The sequence below is a fragment of the Flammeovirga pacifica genome (assembly GCF_000807855.2).
Lineage (GTDB): Bacteria > Bacteroidota > Bacteroidia > Cytophagales > Flammeovirgaceae > Flammeovirga > Flammeovirga pacifica.
Window position 1 is genome coordinate 1345761 of the sequence record NZ_JRYR02000001.1, and the last position, 20885, is coordinate 1366645.

The following is a 20885-nucleotide window of genomic DNA, read 5'->3' on the forward strand; positions in this document are numbered from 1 at the left end:
ACTTAAGTACCCCGTTAAACGGGGTACTTTTTTATTTTTAGATAAATATCATTCCTATTATACCTGCTAACATATAATACTTAATCCATTTACTAATGTCATGATAGTTTTTTACTGAAGATGCTTTATATAAAAGTCCCATCAAAATAAAGGCAGGTAACAATAAAGCAGTAAAATAATATTGAAAATATGGATTGGTCATTTGTGAAATAATCACTCCTGACATAATTACAAAAATCGCGAATAGTAAATAAACAAATACTTTTGTCTTCTTATCACCCCAAATAATAGGCAGTGTTTTACAACCAAACTGGGCATCTCCTTCTTTATCTTCAAGATCTTTAATTACCTCTCTTATGATTGACACAAAGAAAGCGAATAGACCAAATTGATATACGGCTCTATTATGTTCAATAAAATAAATATTGACTAAAAAAATTGACATAGAAGTCATCGCAGCAACACTAATATTACCAATAAATGCTCTTCTTTTTAAGTTATTTGAATATAACCATAGCCAAAATGTAGTAAAGAAAAATATGGATCCAATTTCTTTTGATAGAAATAATCCAATCATGATTGCTATAAAGTTAAAAATAGTGTGGGTAAAAATCGCCACCCTCCTTTTCATCACTTTACCTACAACTTGTTTATTTGGTTTATTAACTGCATCAATTTTAATATCATAATAGTCATTGATGATATAACCTGCTGCTGCAATTAATGAGGTTGACAATGTCAACAGCCAAAACCCAATATCAGTCAAATGATATTTCCATTCCTCAAAAGGTCCTATTAGAAATATTCTAGCAAACCATTGAGTAACAAAAATAATCATCAGATTATTAAACCTGACTAACTTAAGAAAGTCTTTTATCCCGATAAAAAACGATTTTTCCTTATTTGGTAAAATTGCCTGACTCATATTAATGCGCTTGTAACCAGTTTGTGCCTTCTCCTACTTCTACCTCTAAAGGTACCTTCATCTCGTAGGCATTTTCCATTAATTCTTTCACTTTAGACTTCATAAGTTCCAATTCGTCTTTATGAACATCGAAAATTAATTCATCATGTACTTGCATAATCATTTTAGATTGGAGATTTTGAGTATTCATCCATTGTTGAATATCAATCATCGCCTTTTTAATAATATCTGCTGCAGTACCTTGAATTGGTGCATTAATAGCGTTTCTCTCAGCCATGCCCCTTACCGTAAAGTTTCTAGAGTTGATATCTCTTAAATATCTTCTACGCCCCATTAGTGTGGTAACAAATTCATCCTCACGAGCTTTATTGATCACATCATCCATATATTTTTTTACAGATGGAAATTCTTCAAAATAAGCGTCGATAAGTTGTTTGGCCTCTGATCTTGGAATATCTAATTGTTGAGATAATCCGAAAGCTGAAACACCATATATAATTCCAAAATTGGCAGTTTTTGCCTTTCTTCTCATATCAGAATCTACCTCCTGTTCTGCCACTTTAAATACCTTGGCTGCAGTAGCAGTATGGATATCCTTTTTAGCTTTAAAAGCATTGATCATCTCTTGATCATTACTAAATGCTGCCATAATTCTTAATTCTACTTGAGAATAATCGACAGCCATAAATACATGATCCTCATCCCTAGCTACAAATGCTTTTCTAATTTCTTTTCCTCTCGAAGAACGAATAGGAATATTTTGTAAGTTAGGGTCAGTAGAAGACAGTCGCCCTGTTGCAGCAACCGCTTGATTGTAAGTAGTATGCACTCTTCCATCTTCTTTTATCAATTTAGGAAGGGCATCTACATAAGTACTTTTTAATTTATTTAGCTGACGGAAATCTAAGATTTTCCCTACTATATCATGTTGTCTTAATCCCTGAAGAATTTCTTCACCAGTGGCGTACTGACCTGTTTTTGTCTTTTTAGGCTTATCCACCAATTTCATTTTCTCGAATAATACTATACCCAATTGTTTAGGAGAAGAAATAGTAAACTCTTCACCTGCTAAATCGTAAATATCTTTTTCGAGTTGAACAATTTCATCTGCTAAGGTAACAGAATAGGTTTCTAAAGATGGAACATCCAAGTTAACACCCTCTTTTTCCATCACCCTTAAAGTTTCCATTACTGGCATTTCTAAGTCATAAAATAAAGATTCTGCATCTTTCTCTTTCAACTGACTTTCAAGGGCATATTTTAATTGCAGAGTAACATCTGCATCTTCACATGCATACTCATATACCTCTGTAAAAGGTATATCGCGCATGTTTTTTTGTTTCTTACCTTTCTTTCCAAGTATCGTCTCAATAGATACCGGTTTATAGTTTAGGTAATGTTCTGACAGGGTATCCATACCATGACGTTTGTCTGGCTCAATTAAGTAATGTGCCAACATGGTATCAAAAAATGGCCCCTTTACAGCAATCCCTAAATTGTCTAAAACCTGAATATCATACTTTAAATTCTGACCTATTTTAAGGATCTTCTCATTCAAAAATAAATCTTTAAAATGAGCTAATATTTTTTGATCTTTTTCTTTGTCTAAAGTTAGAGGAACATAGTAAGCTTCGTCTTTTTTTGCTGAAAAAGAAACTCCTACTGCTTCGGCTAATAAAGAATCTAAGGATGTAGTTTCTGTATCAAACGCAAACTCGCTCTGTTTTGATAAGTATTCAACAAGTTCTTGATACCTCTCCTCTGAATCTATTAATCTATAATTTTTAGCCACTGAGTTGATAGTATCAATTGGTATTTCAATTTCTTCTACTACTTCCTCTTGCACTGCTTTTGCTGCAGGAGCTGCACCACCAAATAATGACGTTTGCTCACCCGGTTTTGGTGCTACTTTTTTGGGTGCTTCTCCAGGGAAAACCCTTTTCAGGAGAGTTTTGAATTCAAGATCATTAAAAATCTTTACTAATTCCTCTTTATTTGGTTCTTTAAGAAGTAACTGATCTTCGTTAAATGCTACTGGAACATCTAATTTAATTGTTGCCAATTCTTTCGAAAGGATGGCTTGATCACGGTTCTCAGAGACACGTTCTTTTAACTTGCCTTTTAACTGATCAACATTTTCAATTATTCCTTCTACAGTTGAATACTCCTTAAGAAGCTTACAAGCTGTTTTAGGGCCCACTCCGGGAACACCTGGAATATTATCTACAGCATCTCCTTGTAATCCTAAAAGATCTATCACCTGATCTACACGATCAAGATCAAATTTTTCTAATACTTCTTTAGGTCCAAGAACTTCTATCCCTCCTTTTGTCGACGGTCTGTATAGAAAAGTGTTTTCATCAACTAACTGTGCATAATCCTTATCGGGAGTCATCATATAAGTCTGAAAACCTGCTCCTGAAGCTTTTTTTGCAATTGTTCCAATCACATCATCAGCTTCAAAACCTGCTAATTCTAATCTTGGGATATTGAACGCATCCACAATTTGTTTGACAATAGGAATAGCAATCGAAATATCTTCTGGAGTTTCTTGTCTGTTTGCTTTATACTCTTTGTACATTTCGTGTCTGAAAGTTGGAGCGGGCAAATCAAAAGAAACGGCTATATGTGTAGGTTCCTGCTTTTTGAGAATTTCTAATAATGAATTCACAAAACCCATTGGTGCACTTGTGTTCACTCCTTTAGAGTTAATTCTTGGATTTCGAATTAATGCAAAGTGAGCACGAAAGATTAGTGCCATGCCATCAAGCAGAAATAATTTTTTCATAAATTTATTAGTTCAAATAACAAGAACAGTAGTTTATTAAAAAGATGTTACTTGTCGAATTTTTATTGTTGCGAATATACAAAGATGAGAGGTATTTTGATGGATTATCACAAATGAATTTTAATTGTTGACCATTCTCTACTCCAAATCAAACTAATTCATTTTATTTGCCATTTGAAACTACTTTGTGACAAAAACAATTAGACCTTGATAGGAGAAGCAATTCAAAATATTCAGCAACAATTACTTTTTGCAGGCAACTTTAAAAATGAGGTTGCACTTCTAGGTAATCATTTGATAAAAACATTTAAAAAGTCATTTTTCCCTACTTTTCATGTAGATGATTTATTAAAAATGATGAGTGAGCACATTGTCGCTGATAGCGTGTCCTCACTTTTGTTTTCACCATCTGAATTATTGGAATTAAATGCTGATCCCATTCACCAAGCTTTTGATGAAATCTATCAAAAATTAAATGAGAAGGAGGTCTTTTCAGATTCTATCCATCAGTTGTATGAGAAAATTAATATTCTTGTAGAAAATGGAAGTGATAAAAAAGAAATCTATACCCAATTAATGGGACGTGAAGAAGGAGAAGAACTACCCGCATATTTTAATGGAATGTTTAAATCATTAATGAAAAAACATTTAAATAATGCTGGTAAAAATGCTCAATATCTTTACCCCTCATTTACCTTACCTCCTTTTTTAGATAATGAGTCACAATCCAATACCATAGTTTGTTATGATCTTTTGGTCTATTATTGGTGTGCCGTTTGTGTACCAGCCTCAAAAAGATCTTATGGTAATAGCCTTAGTTTTACGGATATTCAACCAAAAGGACAAACACACTTTGAGTTTAAGGAAGAGGATTCTAATCTGGACAAATTAATCAATTTAAATAGAGAACCTGTTCAAATTGTTTTTGGTACAATTCAACAAATGTCTTTAGGTAATAGAAGTGCTCACAAAGAATGGACTTCTAAGGTAAAAAAGGTTTTTTCTGGTGATCAAAAAAGAAACCCTGTATCCTATTGGCTTCTGTGGGCACAAAAACGATTGGGGAATAATGGCATTTTAGTCATTAGAGGAGATCATTCTTTAGCAGCTGCTCCAGAATATAAATTTTGGAGACAAAAAGTATCCGAAATTTGCCATAGAGTCTACATTCAGGCACATCCTTATTCTCAACAGTTAGTCTATTGCTTTATTTTCGATAAAGAAAATGATTTTGACGGGATATACTATGCTCCCAGTTACCTAGAAGATTTCTCAGAAATTAATAGAGACTCTGGAGATTGGATTACTTTATCTTCTGATGAATACAGTAAATTTTTATGTATGTATTCTGATAAAGAAAAAAGTATATTTCAAGATACTGTTAACCCTGTACCTCTTAAAAATAAATCTTGGGGAACAGATTTCAATAAAAAAATCCTCCATCAAAAAGTACTTGATTTTCAGAAGGAACAGCACTCACAAAATGGACAAAGTGTGATAGCCAATGCAGAGAAAAACAAGTATAAAGAAGTATATATTAAAGCCTTTCAAAAGCCTTTTGTTAAAAAATGGAGTTACATAAATGAAAGTGATCACAAAGCTTGGAATGCACTTCAGAAATTTGGTTTAGAACAAAACAATCCAACTATTTGTATTGGGACTAACTCCTCTTTTGGGTTTAATATTACGTTAGTCAATACCTGCGTACTTGGTGATTTTTTTGAAAGAAAACATCAAAGTAACCTTCTTCCCTATAAAATTTATAAAGCAGATGGGTCTTATCAAGAAAATATTACTGATTGGGCACTTTATAGATTTAAACAATATTACCTTCCGAGGCTTCCAGAAGCAGGTAAGAAAAGTACTGTATCAAGTATAAAAGAGTTATTGGATACTGAAATCATAACTATCGGAAGACACACACAACGTCTTCCTGTTTTACACAAGTACACCAATCAAATAATTGATATTCAACAAGATGATCAAAATGAATTAGACGAAATCCAACAAGTTTTGCTTAAACTTCAGGAGAAAATGTTACAATTATATAGAGGGGCTACAGAGAAGAAAAAAATGATTTCTGACATTAATACTTCTATTGCAAGATTATCAAAAGAGATCAAGGAATTAGGGAAAATTCAGATTGAACGTCAGTTAAAAGAATCAGAATTAACTAAAGAAAATATATTTTATTATTGCATAAGCCTACTTCATCACGAAAAATATCAATCAGATTATCAAAAAGAATTGATTGCTATGCCTCCGAGGATTCCTTTATTAGATGACTTTTGGAAATGGGCAAAGATTGGTAAAAAATTATATCAAAATACCATACAACTAAATCATCAAGACATTCTTTTGGAAGTGATTGAAAATGATGATTTCAATAAAGAAACTGATCTCAAAATAAACAGCAAGCAGTTTATCAGAAACATACATTTATTGCAAAATGAATTAAAATGGGGAAACTTATCTTTGATAGACTTAATTGCACAACAATATAAAGAGAGAAAACCACTCAATAGATCATTAAGAAAGTTCTATCAGGAGAAAGTCTCAGAGGTAAAAATGATTGAATTAATAAAAAGTATAGAGATGCAATCTCAAATACAAGTAAAATTAATTGAAGTTATGCCAGAGGAGTTGTTTGAAAATAAAAAGGCTGTACTTAGATTAAGAAAAAGGACTTAAGCTTGGAGGTTTACTTTATAGTTCCAAATTTTAAAGTACACTTTCTCTTGTGCTTCTGCAGAAGGATTTACATTTACTAACTCAGGGATAATATTATCTCCTTTATCAATATACGAAGCTATTTTTTTGCTATGTGTTTTAGGCACGTATCCTATCATTTTAGAATTGGCAAATACGGCAATAGCATTTTCATCATGTACATTTGTTGTATGACGAATTAACTTTAAATTCTGACGCATTATCTCCCACTCCTGATCAGTTGCAGAATAATATCGAAAACCAGAGAGATAGCCTTCAAACAATAACTCCTTAGAGACATTGTCAATTAAATTGTTAGCGTGGTTAGATTTAACCATCATGATTATATAGGGTATAGTTAATTAGAGTTCAGACAGTGTATATATTTGCAATATACAATTTTTTAATGGTATTGTCCAATAAAATAATTACCTATAAATGTTTTATAAGAATATTTATATTTTAATTTTACATCAGAACATCAAAAATTTAATTAAATAGATGAAAACCACATCAATTCTAAAGATTATCATCGCTGTAGCTATTCTTGGTTATTTGGCAAATTCTTTTTTTTCTTCAAAATCATCTGAAGGTCAAAATAAGTATTCAGAACGCATATTGAAGGAAAGAGAAGATAAAAACAAGGTCTTTAGGAATAAAAAGGAAAGTCCCTTAAAGGATGTAGATATTGCTCAATTTGAATCACTTAACTACTATCCTGTTGATTTTAACTATAGAGTAAATGCTCAATTAGATTGGGCAGAATCACCTGATAAATTAAGAATTGCAACTACGAAAGAAAAAGCAAGAGAATACTATAAGTCTTGTATTGCTACATTTAATATTAATGGTGAAACAGTAAAATTAACCTTATTAAAGGCTGTTCTTCCTACTCCTACTACTAAAGATCTGCTCATGGTTATTTTCAGAGATTTGACAGCAGATTCAGAAACATATGGTGCAGGTCGATATATAGAATTACATGGAATTAAAAAAGGTCAGATGCAAACGTATATTGATTTCAATACAGCATACAGTCCTTATTGTGCTTACAATGATGATTTTGACTGTCCTCTACCTCCTTTTGAAAATATGATAAATGTTGAAATAAAAGCAGGTGAAAAAAGATTTAAAGAAAATCACTAAATCTAGATTTCTGAAGACTTTTATTTCTATCTCGAATTCAATCATTTCAGAATTTGGAATAATTACAGTAAATTGATCATTATTCACAAATAAACAAGATACATTGGCCTTAGAAACGCTTCTCAATAAATTCGGCTTTAAAGGTGAAAAAGCAGCATATGCTGAACTTCATTTTTGGATCATGTGTTCATCTATGATTCCAATTATCAATATCTACATCACATTATCATCTGTAGAAATTGTATTCCTAAGAACTTTAATAGCCACATCTATTGTACTTTGTATTATTCTTTATAAAAAGATTAAGATCAAAGTTAAAATGTCTCATATTGTGATGCTCGTATTTACGGGTTTACTCACGGCCATCTATTGGGTTCTTTTTGTTATTGCAGCAAAAAAATCAAATACCTCTGTTACATTGGTGGGTATTGCTACAACCCCTATTTGGGTCAGTTTTATTTATCCTCTTGTAAGTAAAAAGAAGCCTACATTCACAGAAGTAATGACGGGGTTATCTGCTCTATTTGGTGTTTATATGATTTTTAGTTCAGGTTTTGCTTACAGTGAAGGTATGTTTGCTGCCATTCTAGCGGCTTTCTTTGCAGCTGTTGTTACAATTCTCACTTCAAAATATTCTAAGAAATACCATTATTTAGTCATTACATTCTATCAAATGTGTGGTGCTTTTGCGGCAACAAGTATGTTTTTACCCTATTTCTTAAAATATATATCAAAAGCTAGCTTCCACACTCCTACATCATTAGATATATTGTTGATTATCATTTTAGCAATTGTTTTTTCTATAATAGCTTACAGCTCTATTGTTAAGGTGATGAAAAATATCACGCCTTTTAGTGTTTCCTTAGCTAATAATGTTTCTCCAATTTATGGAGGATTTATTGCCTATATCTTTTTTGGAGAAAGTGAATTGATGGATATATATTTTTATGGAGGAGCTTTTATGATTGCCTTCGCAATTCTTGCTATGCCTTTAGCTAGATACTTTTTTAAATTAGATGAACTAGATGATAGCTCATCAACAACTACCTAATTTTATTAATTAGTTCGTTAGTGGTTAGACTCAAGACCAGTAAAACACAAACTGATAAAGTACCGAAAATTACAGCAATCCATCTACTTGTAGACATCCACCAATCTTTGTTTGATTGTGCCATTCTGTACATTTTCTCAGACAGTTCAATAATAGCTTCTGTATTTTGCTGTAAGGTTAATGTAAGCCCTACATCCCCTCTAAAACCAATCCTATCATCTACCTGTACGATACGTAATAAAATGGAGTTATATCGTCTTAAATGGTTTAATATATTATGCTTTCTGCTATCTGGCATTTCTATCACCTTTACTTCTTTTTGTAGGCGATGATTGATCTCTCTAATCTTATAAAAATCAGAGGTATCGGCACTTAATAAATAGCTTTTCTCTAATAATCTCATTTCTTCCAATAAAACGTTATTCACATAGGGATCTTCCTGTAATGCTTTAGTTCTTTTTTGTAAATCACCTATCATTCCAGACGTCTGAGAACCTCTATACTTTAACTGGGTAACAATTTTAGAGAATGTCTTTCTATGTTTACTTAATAAATCACTGAATTGCTGTAAATCGTCTTCATAAGCTACTTTCCAAGAATCATTAGATTTCATCACATCATTTACATAGGCTTCCAATTTCTTATCCATTCTATGGTATTCATTCATAATTGGAGTAGCCTGACGAGAGCGATGAAATTCCTCATAATGAGCTTCATAAGACAAGAATTCTTGAGCTGCTAATGTCATAGTCATTGTTTCCTGTCTAAGATCAATCACTTTTTCTACGATTACATCTTGGTCTTCGATTTGTCTAAAAGCGGAAAAATTAGACACAGCTATCACAAAACATGCAAAAAAGTAGCCGTAAAACCACTTTACAATTTGTCTCCATTTATATGATACTGTCCTTTTTTTCACTTAAAAATAAAATTTCAATTGAATTTCTATTATCAAAATATACTTAAGTTGGATGAACAACTTTCAAAAATTAAAGCAATAAATATTCCATATTACTTATTACTTATTTAAGACTTGACTTTGAATCAATTTAGACAAAAAATTATCTATTTCTAATTCCGATAACCACAAAAAAAATCACAGATTATAATTCATAACCTGTGATTTTAAAGATCTATATAATGTTAGATTTGCTTTTAGTGTTGCACTAAAATTGCATTTCTTTCATTTTCGTTTCTACCAATTTTCTTAAAGTTTTCCATATAAACTTTAGCTTGGTCTTCGTATTTTAGAGTTCCATAAACAACACTGTAAATTTGCTCTCCATTTTCCTGTGATACTTTTACATATGTTTTCCACATTTTATAATAAGCCTCAAATTGTTCTGCATATCCTTGTGCATCACATAAGCTTTTAGAAGAATACACTTGTACACCCCAACCATGAGCCGTGATAGTGCTAGTTAAGTCTACAAAATAAGATCTATTATTTTGTAATTGACCTTGCTTACTAGAACAAGACGCACTGTTTTTAGGCATATTATTACCATTTGCTACAGCACTTGAACTTGACTTAGAATTTTCTACAGCAGCAACTAATCCTTCATTCTCTGTTTCTAATTCATCAATTTCATCTTTAAGATTGCTATTCTCTGCTTGTAATTTACTTACATCAGATTTTAAGCTTTCCATCTCATAAGATAATTGCTCATTCATGGCAGCTAAAGAATTTGTCTTTTTCTCTAAATCATCCTTACTACTTCTTAATTCTTGATTTTCAGAAGTAAGTTGAGCATTCATTTGTTTTAATTTCTTCTTGCTCTGTCCATAAGATGAAAATGAAACAACAAAGGCAAATAAAAGAAATATGATAGGGAGATTCTTTCTAGTGGTTTTCATTATTGATAAAAATTGATATTTAATTAATGAGTTACATTGTCAGCAAAGACAAACGATAACATGGAATTATGAAACCTGTCTATTATAAAGCTAATGATTAAAGATTAAATTACCATTAAAGATGACAATTAATTTATCATACATATAAAAAAATACTCACGTTAAGTAGTAAAATTAAACTATTTACAGTTTAAAATGTACTTTAAAGTGAGTATTAATAAATGTATGACGAAGAATTATTAAATAATATTATTCATCCTTTTTTAATTGCTGCTTTAATTTATCCAATTCAGACAATTCTCCAGCATCAGTGTTATCTGCATTACCTTGTGTGGTATTTTGTTGAGAAGAGCCATCTCCTAGTCTCATTTTCTCTTTTAATTCTTCTAAAGCTAACGAAGAAGACCCACTACCTGGTCCTAATGCTTTGTTAATTTCATCATCAACAGTAACATTAGCATCTGCAATATCTCCATAAGATTCTGCTAAAGCTTCTTGTGCCTCAACTTTATCTTTCATTCTTTCCAACATTGCCATTGTACTAGAAGAATCAATTGACGCTAATTGCTTATTAATTTTAGAAGAAGCTTCACTTACTTTTGCTCTAGCTTTTAAAGTCTTCGCTTCATTTTCCCATTGCGAAATTTGTGACTTTAATTTTTGAACATTTTGCTCCATCTTAGCTACTTGTGCATCATTGGTTTGTACCATTTTCTCATGAGAGGCAACTGACTGGGCAGCTTGTTCTTTTTTATTCAGAGCTTCAGTAGCCAAACGATCTGCTTCTGCTGGATCTATTTGACCTGCCTGCCCCTTTTGAAGTAACATAATGGCTTTTCTTTCCCAATCCTTTGACGCTTGCTTCTGTTGTTCGTATTCCTTACGTGTACGAATAGCAATGGCTTTCACTTGGGCTAAACCTTGTAAACTACTATCTAAATCTTTTTTTAAATCTCGGATACCTTGATCTGTCATTTTTATTGGATCCTCTAATTTATCCATTGCCGAGTTGGCTTCTGATGACATCCAACCAAATAATCTTTTAAACATATTCTTTATTAGTTTTGTGCGTAATCAAGTAATAAGGTATAATTCTCACTAATCACCAATTTCAAAGCGTTTAGTGTCCCTTCTAATTCATTTTCATCAAGATTTACTAATTCAAGAGTATCTCTGTAAAGTAATCTATTCCCTTCCTCATCAATGACAAAAGCACCGTGAACAAAGTTTCTATTTTTAATCAGAAGTTGTTTATAGAAATCAGGTTTCTCATCCTTTAGGTCAATTAAATGCATTTCTACAATTAGAATTGGATCTTCACAATCTACTACTACATTTAGTAAGCCCTCTTCTTCATCTGATATGATAAACAATTGCTCTTGCTCATCCTCACTGATAATATCATAGCCAAGATTTAGTAAGTAACCTTTAACTTTTTCGAAGTTATTCATTTCGCGATTTTTAGTTAATTAATAATGTTTAATACGAATATAAAATAATTTTGATGCTATTTAGAATATACTATCAGTTTATTTTCAAATAATCCATTCAACATCAACTTATTACAAATTATTAAAAAATGATAAAATTACATCATCATGTAGAATTTTTGATGATCATTTTCAATCATTAAAATCAATTCAAAAAATATTAAAAAAAGTGTAACTATATTTGTTCAATCGGTTGAAATTAAGTTTTTTGCTTATTACAAACTAAATTATCAAAATACGCAACTATATATGCCAAAGAAAGTACATCTTAAAGAAACCCCACTGCTTATTGAAGGAGCTTGGGAAGTGTGTAACCAAGTTGGGGGTATCTATACTGTAATCAAGTCTAAAATCCTAAACGTATTACAACATATTGGCGATGACAATTATTGTCTTATTGGTCCTTATGTAAACAACAATATCTCTGCTGTTTTCGATCCAATTAGTGACGATGGAGATGATTTAGTCTCTAAAACTGTAAGATCACTTAGAAGTAAAGGATATGAAGTTCATTATGGCAGATGGTTAGTATCTGGTAGACCTAAAGTAGTTTTATTTAAGCCTCAAAATGAAGCTTGGAAGCTAACTGATATCAAAAAATCGAATTGGGAATCTCATAACATTCCATCGTTTGATGGTGATGATCTTTTTGATCAGACCATAATGTTGGCTTCTCAGATGACTGATTTCTTCCAAGAATTAGATGATTTAAATAATAATAAGCAAAGTGTTGTGGCTCATATGCACGAATGGATGGCTGGTATTCCTATCCCTGAAATTCGTAGAAGGAACCTTAACATAAAAACTATTTTCACCACTCACGCTACGTTACTTGGTCGTTATTTGGCAATGAACGACCCAGAATTCTATAAAAACTTAGAAAAAGGGACTTACAATTGGACAAAAGAGGCTGAACACTTTAATATTCTACCTCAGGTATCAATTGAGAGAGCTGCGGCACACGGTTCACATGTATTTAGTACTGTGAGTAGGCTTACTGCCGTAGAGTGTAAGTACTTATTGGGTAGAGAAATTGATTCGATAGTACCAAATGGTATCAATATAAATCGTTTTGAAGCTTTACACGAATCGCAAGTTTTGCATCAAAGATATAAAGAGAAGATTCACGAATTTGTCATGGGACACTTCTTCCAATCTTATTCTTTTGATTTAAATAATACACTGTACTTCTTTACTTCAGGAAGATACGAATACAAAAACAAAGGCTTTGATCTAACTTTAGAAGCATTAGCCAGATTAAATCATAAATTAAGAGTGAACAACATTAATAAAACTGTTGTTACATTCTTCATCACTAAGCAAGATTATCATACAATTAACCCTATTGAGCTTGAATCTAGAGCTGTATTAGGTGAGATTAGAAAGATTTGTGATGCGATGGAAAAAAGTGTGGGTGAAAGGTTATTCTATGTCGCTTCTAAAGGTGATATGATCGAAACGCCTACAATAGAAGAATTAATCCCTGAAAGTCTTCGTCTTCAACTAAGAAGAACGGTACAATCATGGAAAACTTCTAGGTTACCTTACATTACCACTCACAACTTAAAAGATGATGCAAAAGATGACATTCTAAACTTTGCTCGTACTTCTGGTTTATTAAACTACGAGGGAGACAAAGTAAAATTAGTTTACCATCCAGACTTTGTATCTTCTATGAATCCTCTTTTCGGTATTGATTATGATGAATTCGTAAGAGGATGTCACCTTGGGGTATTCCCATCGTATTACGAGCCGTGGGGTTACACACCAATGGAATGTGTAGCACGTGGTATCCCTGCTGTTACTTCTGATTTAGCCGGATTTGGTGATTTTGTCATCAACGACTTGAAACGTACAAAAGTGGAAGGTATTGAAACAATACATAGAAAGCATAGTGATTATTCACATTCAGCTGAGGAGCTAGCTAATTTTATGTATGATTTTGTGACCATGGAAAGAAGAGATAGAATTGCTCAACGAAGTAGAGTTGAACAATCATCTTATCACTTTGATTGGAATGAATTATATGATTATTATATCAAAACTTACAACCTTGTAATGGAAAGATAATCAGTCTATTTTTTCACAATAAAAAAGCCGAAGAAATTTAATTCCTTCGGCTTTTTTATTCTTAATCATTCAGAATACTCCTTGATATCACAATCTTTTGTATCTCAGAAGTACCCTCATATATTTGAGTGATTTTAGCATCTCTCATTAAACGTTCGACGTGGTATTCTTTCACATAGCCATAACCTCCATGTACTTGCACAGCCTCTACAGTTACATCCATAGCCACTTCAGAAGCGTAAAGCTTTGCCATTGCTGATGCCTCTGAAAAATCTTCTCCTTGATCTTTTAACCAAGCAGCTTTGTAAACCAACAAACGGGCTGCTTCTATTTTCGTTGCCATATCTGCTAACTTAAAAGAAATGGCTTGATGTTCACAAATAGGCTTCCCAAATGTCTTTCTTTCTTTAGAATATTTTAAGGCTAACTCATAAGCACCTGCTGCAATACCTAATGCTTGAGCAGCAATACCGATTCGACCTCCGTTTAAAGTAGACATGGCAAACTTAAAACCAAAACCTTCCTCACCTACCCGATTCTCCTTAGGCACCTTAACATCAGTAAAACTTAGCATATGAGTATCTGATCCTCTAATTCCAAGCTTATCCTCTTTCTTTCCGACCACAAAGCCGTCCATACCTTTTTCTACAATAAGGCAGTTGATTCCTTTATGACCTTTTTCACGATCTGTTTGAGCAATCACCAAATAAATAGACGCTGAATTCCCATTGGTAATCCAGTTCTTCGTACCATTTAGAATATAATGATCACCATGATCTAATGCTTCGGTCACTTGCGAAGTAGCATCACTACCTGCTTCAGGTTCAGATAAACAAAAAGCACCTATTGCTTCACCTGAAGCTAATGGTTTTAAATATTTTTGTTTTTGTTCCTCTGTACCATATTTTTCTAGTCCCCAACAAACTAATGAGTTATTTACTGACATAGATACAGATGCAGAAGCATCAATCTTAGAGAGTTCTTCCATAGCTACTACATAAGAAATGGTATCCATTCCTCCTCCTCCATACTTAGGATCAACCATCATGGCCATAAAGCCTAATTCTCCCATTTGTTTTACCTGCTCCTTTGGAAACCTTTGTTCCGTATCTCTCTCAATGACCTCAGGTAATAATTCAGATTGTGCAAAATCTCTTGCAGCATCTCTTACGGCCTGCTGCTCTTCAGTTAGTTCAAAATTCATGTGTGTAAATTGGTAATTGTGTTTAATGTGTGTGTTCTATTATCAAATATATCATTTAAAATAGAAAATTAAACATATGTTACTGAATAATCATTCATTTAATATCAATACTACTTATTTCTACAATTGTTTACAATAAAATATTTAGAATATTCTATCTCAAATTGCTTAAGATTTGAAAGATTATTTTCGAAAAGTGCATTTTATCAAAAAGGAGAAAAATAAAAAAAGCCCTCAAAAAAATTTGAGGGCTTCTGATATATATTGAATATTATTATCTCAACTGTTGACCAATTGTGAAGTGGAATTGGCTACCACTTGGATCAGATCGTCCTGGAGCAGCGTCGAAACCGTAAGCCCAGTCAATACCTAACATACCAAATGCTGGCATAAAGATTCTTGCACCAAAACCGGCCGACTTATACATTTCAAATGGGTTAAACTCATCCAATGTTGCCCAGTTATTACCACCTTCAGCAAAACCTAATAAATAAATGGTAGCTGCAGGGTTCAACGATACTGGATATCTAAGTTCCATTACATATTTGTTGTAAACAACACCACCTAGTCCATTCGATTCGTAAGGAACGATTGAGTTGTTTTCATAACCTCTTAAACCAATGGTTTCTGTACCTAGAAGGGCAAATTGTTGTGTTAAACCATCACCACCCATAATGAAACGTTCAAATGGACCTAAACCTTTATCTTGATTATAAGCAGAAAGGAAACCAACGTGTGCTCTAACAGCCATTACTAAGTCACCAATAATTGATTGGTACCAAGCATTATCAAACATCCATTTATGGTATTCCACCCATTTATATCTCTCTTCATCTGAAATTGAAGGATCTGAGAAATCTTTATCACCGAATGAAGAATAAGGAGGAGTTAAACTAACGCTTAATGATACTTGAGAACCTCTACGAGGATAAGTTGGCTGGTCAATACTATTTCTAGATATCGTTGTATTGAAAGTCAAGTTATATGAGTTACCATTATTATAATCTCCAAATCCTGTTGCATACCAGTTATTCAAATCATACTTAAGGAATGAAATTGAATTTGACATTGTAAACCAGTCATCTGGCCATTGTAATCTACGACCTAACGCAACCGTTGCTGCATTAATACCTAAACTACCAATTTTTACATCACCACTATATGAGTTCTGATTTGAGTAGTTATAACTTACTGTTAATGAGTTTGGCTTTCTACCTCCTAACCAAGGTTCAGTAAATGAAACTGAATAAGTTTGGTATTGAATACCAGATGCTTGAACTCTTAACTGTAAACGTTGTCCATCACCGGCTGGCAAAGGTTTCCATTTAGAAAAATCTGTTACGTTTCTTAATGAGAAGTTATTAAAAACTAAACCTACTGTACCTACGAAACCGTAGAAACCACCCCAACCACCAGATAATTCAATTTGGTCATTGGCCTTTTCTGTTAAACCGTACTGAATATCTACAGTACCATTTGACATATTAGGTTTCGGCTGAATGTCTATTGTTTCTGGGTCAAAATAACCTAGAGTTGATAGTTCTCTTTGCGTTCTAATTAAATCCGATCTTGAGAATTTCTGTCCTGGTAAAGTACGGATTTCACGATAAATTACGTGATCGGAAGTTTTTGTGTTACCGTTCACAAGAATTTTTGAAACGTAAGCTTGTTCACCTTCAAAAACTCTCATTTCAATATCAACAGAATCTCCTTCCACCATCACTTCAGTTGGTGTTACACTAAAGAATAGGTAACCATCATCCATATATAAAGCAGAGATATCTTGTCCGTTCGGGTTGAATGATAAACGCTTATTTAATTCAGTAGTATTATAAACATCACCTTTAGAGATACCTAATACCCTACCTAATTCTTCATCATTATATTTATAATTACCAGTCCAAGTAATTTTTCTATAATAGTAACGAGTACCTTCATATATATCAATATCAATACCTACAGTTGCAGGAGTTACATCGTAAACAGAATCTCTTAGTATTTCTGCATCTCTGTATCCTTCTTCGTTATAATATTGAACTAAACTTTTCTTATCATTTACATATTCTTCTTCAATAAACTTTGAAGGAGTGAATATTCTACCGAATCTCTTCTCTTTAGTCTTCTTCAGTTTACGCTTAACTTTCTTTTCAGTAAGTTTTTCAACACCAGTAAGATCAATTGTCTCAATCTTTACTTTAGAGTTCTTATTAACATCAATTCTTAATACTACGCTATTGGCAAGTACAGGATCTTTTTCTTTAACGATCTTTACTTCAGTATTTTTAAAACCTTTCTCAGCGTAATGACCTTTAATAACATTCTGTGTGTTACGAATCATAGACTCAGTAACAATTCTACCTCTAACCAATTGTACTTTATCAGTTAGTGTTTTTGCTTGACCTTTTTTGATACCTTCAAAATAAAATTTTGATAGTTTAGGTCTCTCTTTTAACGCAATTTGAAGATATACGTCGTTACCTTGTATCTCTGTGATATTTATTTGAACATCACCAACGATACCAAGTTTCCACAGTTTCTTTACTGCTTTACTGATTGCGTCACCAGGAATTTTTATCTTTTCGCCTACTTTAAAGCCAGCGATATTGATAAGTGCGTTTTTGTCGTTAAAATCGGCACCCACAACATCTATACCTGCGATAGTATATTCGACAGGTGTACCATAGTCTACGTTATACTTATTACTTTGAGAACCGTAGTTAGTTCCAAATTGAGCATAAGAGGAAGTTATTGCGAGCGTCCAAACTGAAATGAACATCAACAGTGATTTCACTGTTTTCTTAGATGATATCATGCGTCTTGCTTGATGTCTTAGTGTAACTTTTGCTTTAGATTTTAAGTAGTGAGTTGTTCACTTGTTTTACCATAACGGCGCTCTCTATTTTGGAAAGCTCCTATAGCTTCATGAAGTACTTCTCTTCTGAAATCAGGCCAAAGTATATTAGTAAAAAATAATTCAGTATAAGCAATTTCCCATAATAAGAAATTACTAATTCTTTGTTCTCCGCTTGTTCTGATGAGGAGTTCAGGATCAGGCATAGAAGCAGTTGAAAGATATTGTTTGATAGTATCTTGTTCGATAACATCAATTTTACCTTCTTTAAAATCTTCACTCATGCGTTGAGTAGCTTGAGTTATATCCCATCTGCCACTATAGCTTAATGCTAACACTAAAGTTAGACCCGTATTTCCTTCTGTTAGTTGTATTGCTTCTTGCAATTCTTTTTGACAGTCGGCTGGTAATTTAGATATATCACCAATAGCTCTAAGCTTCACATTATTCTTTGTCAAGGTTTTAGTCTCAGATCTGATGGTCGAAACTAATAATTTCATAAGGCCAAAAACTTCAGCTTTTGGTCTATCCCAATTTTCTGTAGAAAAAGCATAAAGAGTTAAGAAATCGACACCAAGTTCTGCACAACCCTCGGTTGCTTCCCTTACTGCTTTGATAGCATTTTTGTGACCAAAAATTCTTTTTGCTCCTTGTTTCTTTGCCCACCTTCCGTTGCCATCCATAATGATCGCTACATGTTTTGGTAGGTTTGCTTTATCTCTGTTAATACTCATGGTAAAAACCCCTTCTTGAACAATAAATTTATATGTAGACTATAATTAAGCTACTGAACGGCGAAATTAAAGATAATTCGAACAGTTATCAACCAATTTTGAATCAAAAGTAGAAAGTTTTGTAACTAATTTAATATTATGAACTATTTTTGTTGTTAATGAAATAACATTTTTTTAGCTATTCATCTCGATACTGTCGGATAATCAGACAGATAGATCAAGATTACTCTTTTTTACTATGAACAGACTATCACATTGGATTAATTTGTTAAATAAAACAATTGGAAAAGGAATCGCTTTATTTTCTATCATTTTAATTTTACTTGTATGTGTTGACGTTGCTTTACGTTATTTTTTCAATTTTAGTACTGCTGGAGTTACAGAATTAGAATGGTATTTATTTGGCTGTATTTTTCTGCTTAATGCTCCATACACTTTATTTAAAGATAAGCATGTTAGAGTTGATGCACTTTATCAAAAGTTTTCAGAAAAAACGAAAGCTTGCATTGATATTTTTGGAACACTATTTTTTTTAATTCCTTTTTGCCTTCTAGTGATTGATGCTAGTATTCCCTATGTATATAATTCATGGGTAATAATGGAGAAATCAACGGATGCAGGTGGTCTTCCTTATCGCTTTTTAATTAAAGCTGTTATTCCTGTTTCTATGGGGCTATTGTTATTGCAAGGTATCAGCTTACTATTAATGAAATTACAAGTACTAAAAACTAAAACTTCAGTATGATATTGTTTCTATTATTTATTTGCCTATTCTCTGCTCTTCTCCTAGGTTTTCCTGTTGCTTTTACGTTGGCAGGAATTTCTATAATTTTTGGTTACTTCACCTTTGGTACTGATATTTTTTACTTGTTACCACTAAGAATTTACGGCACAATGAATAACCAAATTTTAATTGCTGTCCCTTTATTTATTTATATGGGAGTCATGCTTGAAAAATCTGGGATCGCTCAAAGACTTTTACAAACTATGGCTATACTCTTGGGCAGGTTTAGAGGTGGTATTGCGATATCTGTTGCCATTGTTGGAGCAATGCTTGCCGCATCTACTGGCATTGTAGGAGCAACTGTGGTTACCATGGGACTGATGAGTTTACCTACGATGTTGAACAGAGGTTATAAAGAAGAGTATGCCACAGGAATTATAGCTGCATCTGGGACATTAGGACAAATTATTCCTCCAAGTATTGTTTTAATTCTGATGGGTAATGTAATGAACGTTTCTATAGGAGACCTTTTTATTGCCGCTGTCATCCCTGGGGTTACTTTAGTATTCTTATATATTGTTTATGTCTACGTGTATGCACGATTTAATCCTGACAAAGTCCCTCATTTTTCAAAAGAAGAGATAAAGGAGTTTAAAGAAGGCTTGTCAACAAAAACATTATTAAACACTTTCATTCTGCCATTTTTATTAATTATTGCAGTTTTAGGAAGTATCTTTTTGGGTATTGCTTCACCAACAGAAGCTGCAGGTATTGGGGCTTTATGTGCATCGATCTTAACTCTATTAGAAAAGAAACTCACTTGGAAAGTCATTAAAGAAGCCGCTTATGAAAGTGCTCATTTAAGTAGTATGGTATTTATGATATTGGTAGGTGCTACAGCTTTCGGATTAGTTTTTAGAGGATTGGGTGGTGATGACCTTTTAGTCCATTTTATTCAAGAAGCTGATTTATCTCCCTATTCATTTCTTCTCATTGTAATGATTGGGATATTTATCGCAGGCTTTTTTATAGATTTTATTGAGATTATTTTCATTTTCATTCCAGTAGTCACTCCCATTTTCATCATGTATGATATGAACCTACTTTGGATAGGTATATTGATCTCTCTTAATTTACAAACATCATTCTTAACCCCTCCTTTCGGATTTTCATTATTCTATCTTAAAGGTGTTGCACCTGATACGATCAGAACATCACACATATATAAAGGAATATTGCCCTATATTGGCATTCAGCTATTTTTGATAGCAGTAGTGGTATTTTTCCCTTCCATTGTCACATGGCTACCCAATTTTCTTAATGATTAAGAAAAAAA

At 32.7% G+C, this 20885-nt stretch carries 16 protein-coding genes; 6 read left to right on the plus strand and 10 right to left on the minus strand.

Annotation, left to right across the window (positions count from 1 at the left end; translation table 11 throughout):
- Positions 1–37 precede the first annotated feature (37 nt).
- Positions 38–925: a geranylgeranylglycerol-phosphate geranylgeranyltransferase gene (locus NH26_RS05430; protein WP_052431821.1), complete on the minus strand. Its 888-nt coding sequence runs from the start codon at positions 923–925 to the stop codon at positions 38–40.
- 1 nt (position 926) lies between these two features.
- On the minus strand, positions 927–3713 hold the full coding sequence (polA, locus tag NH26_RS05435) for a DNA polymerase I (RefSeq protein ID WP_044219244.1): 2787 nt from the start codon (positions 3711–3713) through the stop codon (positions 927–929).
- A 207-nt stretch (positions 3714–3920) separates the two neighbouring features.
- Here polA and NH26_RS05440 point away from each other — a divergent pair, with 207 nt between their 5' ends.
- Positions 3921–6404, plus strand: coding sequence for a type ISP restriction/modification enzyme (locus NH26_RS05440; protein ID WP_044219241.1), 2484 nt, complete (start codon positions 3921–3923; stop codon positions 6402–6404).
- On the opposite strand, the gene NH26_RS05445 is transcribed toward NH26_RS05440, so the two are convergent.
- The gene (locus NH26_RS05445) at positions 6401–6763 is read right to left on the minus strand and encodes an HIRAN domain-containing protein (RefSeq protein WP_044219239.1); all 363 of its coding nucleotides are present in this window, start codon (positions 6761–6763) and stop codon (positions 6401–6403) included. The genes NH26_RS05440 and NH26_RS05445 overlap by 4 nt on opposite strands.
- Before the next feature lie 160 nt (positions 6764–6923).
- Here NH26_RS05445 and NH26_RS05450 point away from each other — a divergent pair, with 160 nt between their 5' ends.
- Both NH26_RS05450 and NH26_RS05455 read left to right on the plus strand, forming a co-directional pair.
- Complete coding sequence (locus tag NH26_RS05450) at positions 6924–7568, plus strand: DUF1684 domain-containing protein (RefSeq protein ID WP_052431820.1); 645 nt, start codon at positions 6924–6926, stop codon at positions 7566–7568.
- A gap of 103 nt (positions 7569–7671) precedes the next feature.
- Positions 7672–8619, plus strand: a complete 948-nt coding sequence (locus NH26_RS05455; protein ID WP_044219236.1) for a DMT family transporter — start codon at positions 7672–7674, stop codon at positions 8617–8619.
- On the opposite strand, the gene NH26_RS05460 is transcribed toward NH26_RS05455, so the two are convergent.
- The 4 genes from NH26_RS05460 to NH26_RS05475 all read right to left on the minus strand — a co-directional run bounded on the left by NH26_RS05460 (position 8612) and on the right by NH26_RS05475 (position 11927).
- Entirely contained in the window at positions 8612–9538 is a 927-nt protein-coding gene (locus tag NH26_RS05460; RefSeq protein ID WP_044219232.1) for a hypothetical protein, read from the minus strand. The two genes, NH26_RS05455 and NH26_RS05460, sit on opposite strands and share 8 nt — an antisense overlap.
- Before the next feature lie 236 nt (positions 9539–9774).
- The gene (locus NH26_RS05465) at positions 9775–10476 is read right to left on the minus strand and encodes an SPOR domain-containing protein (RefSeq protein ID WP_044219226.1); all 702 of its coding nucleotides are present in this window, start codon (positions 10474–10476) and stop codon (positions 9775–9777) included.
- Positions 10477–10725: 249 nt separating this feature from the next.
- Entirely contained in the window at positions 10726–11526 is an 801-nt protein-coding gene (locus NH26_RS05470; RefSeq protein ID WP_044219224.1) for a PspA/IM30 family protein, read from the minus strand.
- A gap of 8 nt (positions 11527–11534) precedes the next feature.
- Positions 11535–11927, minus strand: coding sequence for a type III secretion system chaperone family protein (locus tag NH26_RS05475; RefSeq protein ID WP_044219223.1), 393 nt, complete (start codon positions 11925–11927; stop codon positions 11535–11537).
- A 288-nt stretch (positions 11928–12215) separates the two neighbouring features.
- On the opposite strand from NH26_RS05475, the gene NH26_RS05480 reads away from it, so the two are divergent.
- The gene (locus NH26_RS05480) at positions 12216–14036 is read left to right on the plus strand and encodes a glycosyltransferase (RefSeq protein ID WP_044219222.1); all 1821 of its coding nucleotides are present in this window, start codon (positions 12216–12218) and stop codon (positions 14034–14036) included.
- Between the two features lie 61 nt (positions 14037–14097).
- Here the strand turns inward: NH26_RS05480 and NH26_RS05485 are convergent, their stop codons facing one another.
- From NH26_RS05485 to NH26_RS05495, 3 genes are all read right to left on the minus strand, one after another.
- A complete protein-coding gene (locus NH26_RS05485) occupies positions 14098–15240 on the minus strand; it encodes an acyl-CoA dehydrogenase (RefSeq protein ID WP_044219220.1) in 1143 nt (380 codons plus the stop codon).
- Between the two features lie 274 nt (positions 15241–15514).
- Complete coding sequence (bamA, locus tag NH26_RS05490; protein WP_139262895.1) at positions 15515–18052, minus strand: outer membrane protein assembly factor BamA; 2538 nt, start codon at positions 18050–18052, stop codon at positions 15515–15517.
- Positions 18053–18093: 41 nt separating this feature from the next.
- On the minus strand, positions 18094–18825 hold the full coding sequence (locus NH26_RS05495; RefSeq protein ID WP_044219215.1) for an isoprenyl transferase: 732 nt from the start codon (positions 18823–18825) through the stop codon (positions 18094–18096).
- A 238-nt stretch (positions 18826–19063) separates the two neighbouring features.
- Here NH26_RS05495 and NH26_RS05500 point away from each other — a divergent pair, with 238 nt between their 5' ends.
- Together NH26_RS05500 and NH26_RS05505 are read left to right on the plus strand one after the other, a co-directional pair.
- Positions 19064–19570 carry a TRAP transporter small permease subunit gene (locus NH26_RS05500; RefSeq protein ID WP_044219213.1) on the plus strand — a complete coding sequence of 169 codons (507 nt, stop codon included), beginning with the start codon at positions 19064–19066 and terminating at the stop codon, positions 19568–19570.
- Entirely contained in the window at positions 19567–20877 is a 1311-nt protein-coding gene (locus tag NH26_RS05505) for a TRAP transporter large permease (protein ID WP_044219211.1), read from the plus strand. The genes NH26_RS05500 and NH26_RS05505 overlap by 4 nt, the downstream gene beginning before the upstream one ends.
- Positions 20878–20885: the final 8 nt, after the last annotated feature.

Excerpts from the sequence above, each read along its gene's own strand:
- NH26_RS05430 (WP_052431821.1), bottom strand. The coding sequence starts at position 925 with ATGAGTCAGGCAATTTTACCAAATAAGGAAAAATCGTTTTTTATCGGG.
- polA (WP_044219244.1), bottom strand. The coding sequence starts at position 3,713 with ATGAAAAAATTATTTCTGCTTGATGGCATGGCACTAATCTTTCGTGCT.
- NH26_RS05445 (WP_044219239.1), bottom strand. The coding sequence starts at position 6,763 with ATGATGGTTAAATCTAACCACGCTAACAATTTAATTGACAATGTCTCT.
- NH26_RS05450 (WP_052431820.1), top strand. The coding sequence starts at position 6,924 with ATGAAAACCACATCAATTCTAAAGATTATCATCGCTGTAGCTATTCTT.
- NH26_RS05465 (WP_044219226.1), bottom strand. The coding sequence starts at position 10,476 with ATGAAAACCACTAGAAAGAATCTCCCTATCATATTTCTTTTATTTGCC.
- NH26_RS05470 (WP_044219224.1), bottom strand. The coding sequence starts at position 11,526 with ATGTTTAAAAGATTATTTGGTTGGATGTCATCAGAAGCCAACTCGGCA.
- NH26_RS05475 (WP_044219223.1), bottom strand. The coding sequence starts at position 11,927 with ATGAATAACTTCGAAAAAGTTAAAGGTTACTTACTAAATCTTGGCTAT.
- NH26_RS05480 (WP_044219222.1), top strand. The coding sequence starts at position 12,216 with ATGCCAAAGAAAGTACATCTTAAAGAAACCCCACTGCTTATTGAAGGA.
- NH26_RS05485 (WP_044219220.1), bottom strand. The coding sequence starts at position 15,240 with ATGAATTTTGAACTAACTGAAGAGCAGCAGGCCGTAAGAGATGCTGCA.
- bamA (WP_139262895.1), bottom strand. The coding sequence starts at position 18,052 with ATGATATCATCTAAGAAAACAGTGAAATCACTGTTGATGTTCATTTCA.
- NH26_RS05495 (WP_044219215.1), bottom strand. The coding sequence starts at position 18,825 with ATGAGTATTAACAGAGATAAAGCAAACCTACCAAAACATGTAGCGATC.
- NH26_RS05500 (WP_044219213.1), top strand. The coding sequence starts at position 19,064 with ATGAACAGACTATCACATTGGATTAATTTGTTAAATAAAACAATTGGA.
- NH26_RS05505 (WP_044219211.1), top strand. The coding sequence starts at position 19,567 with ATGATATTGTTTCTATTATTTATTTGCCTATTCTCTGCTCTTCTCCTA.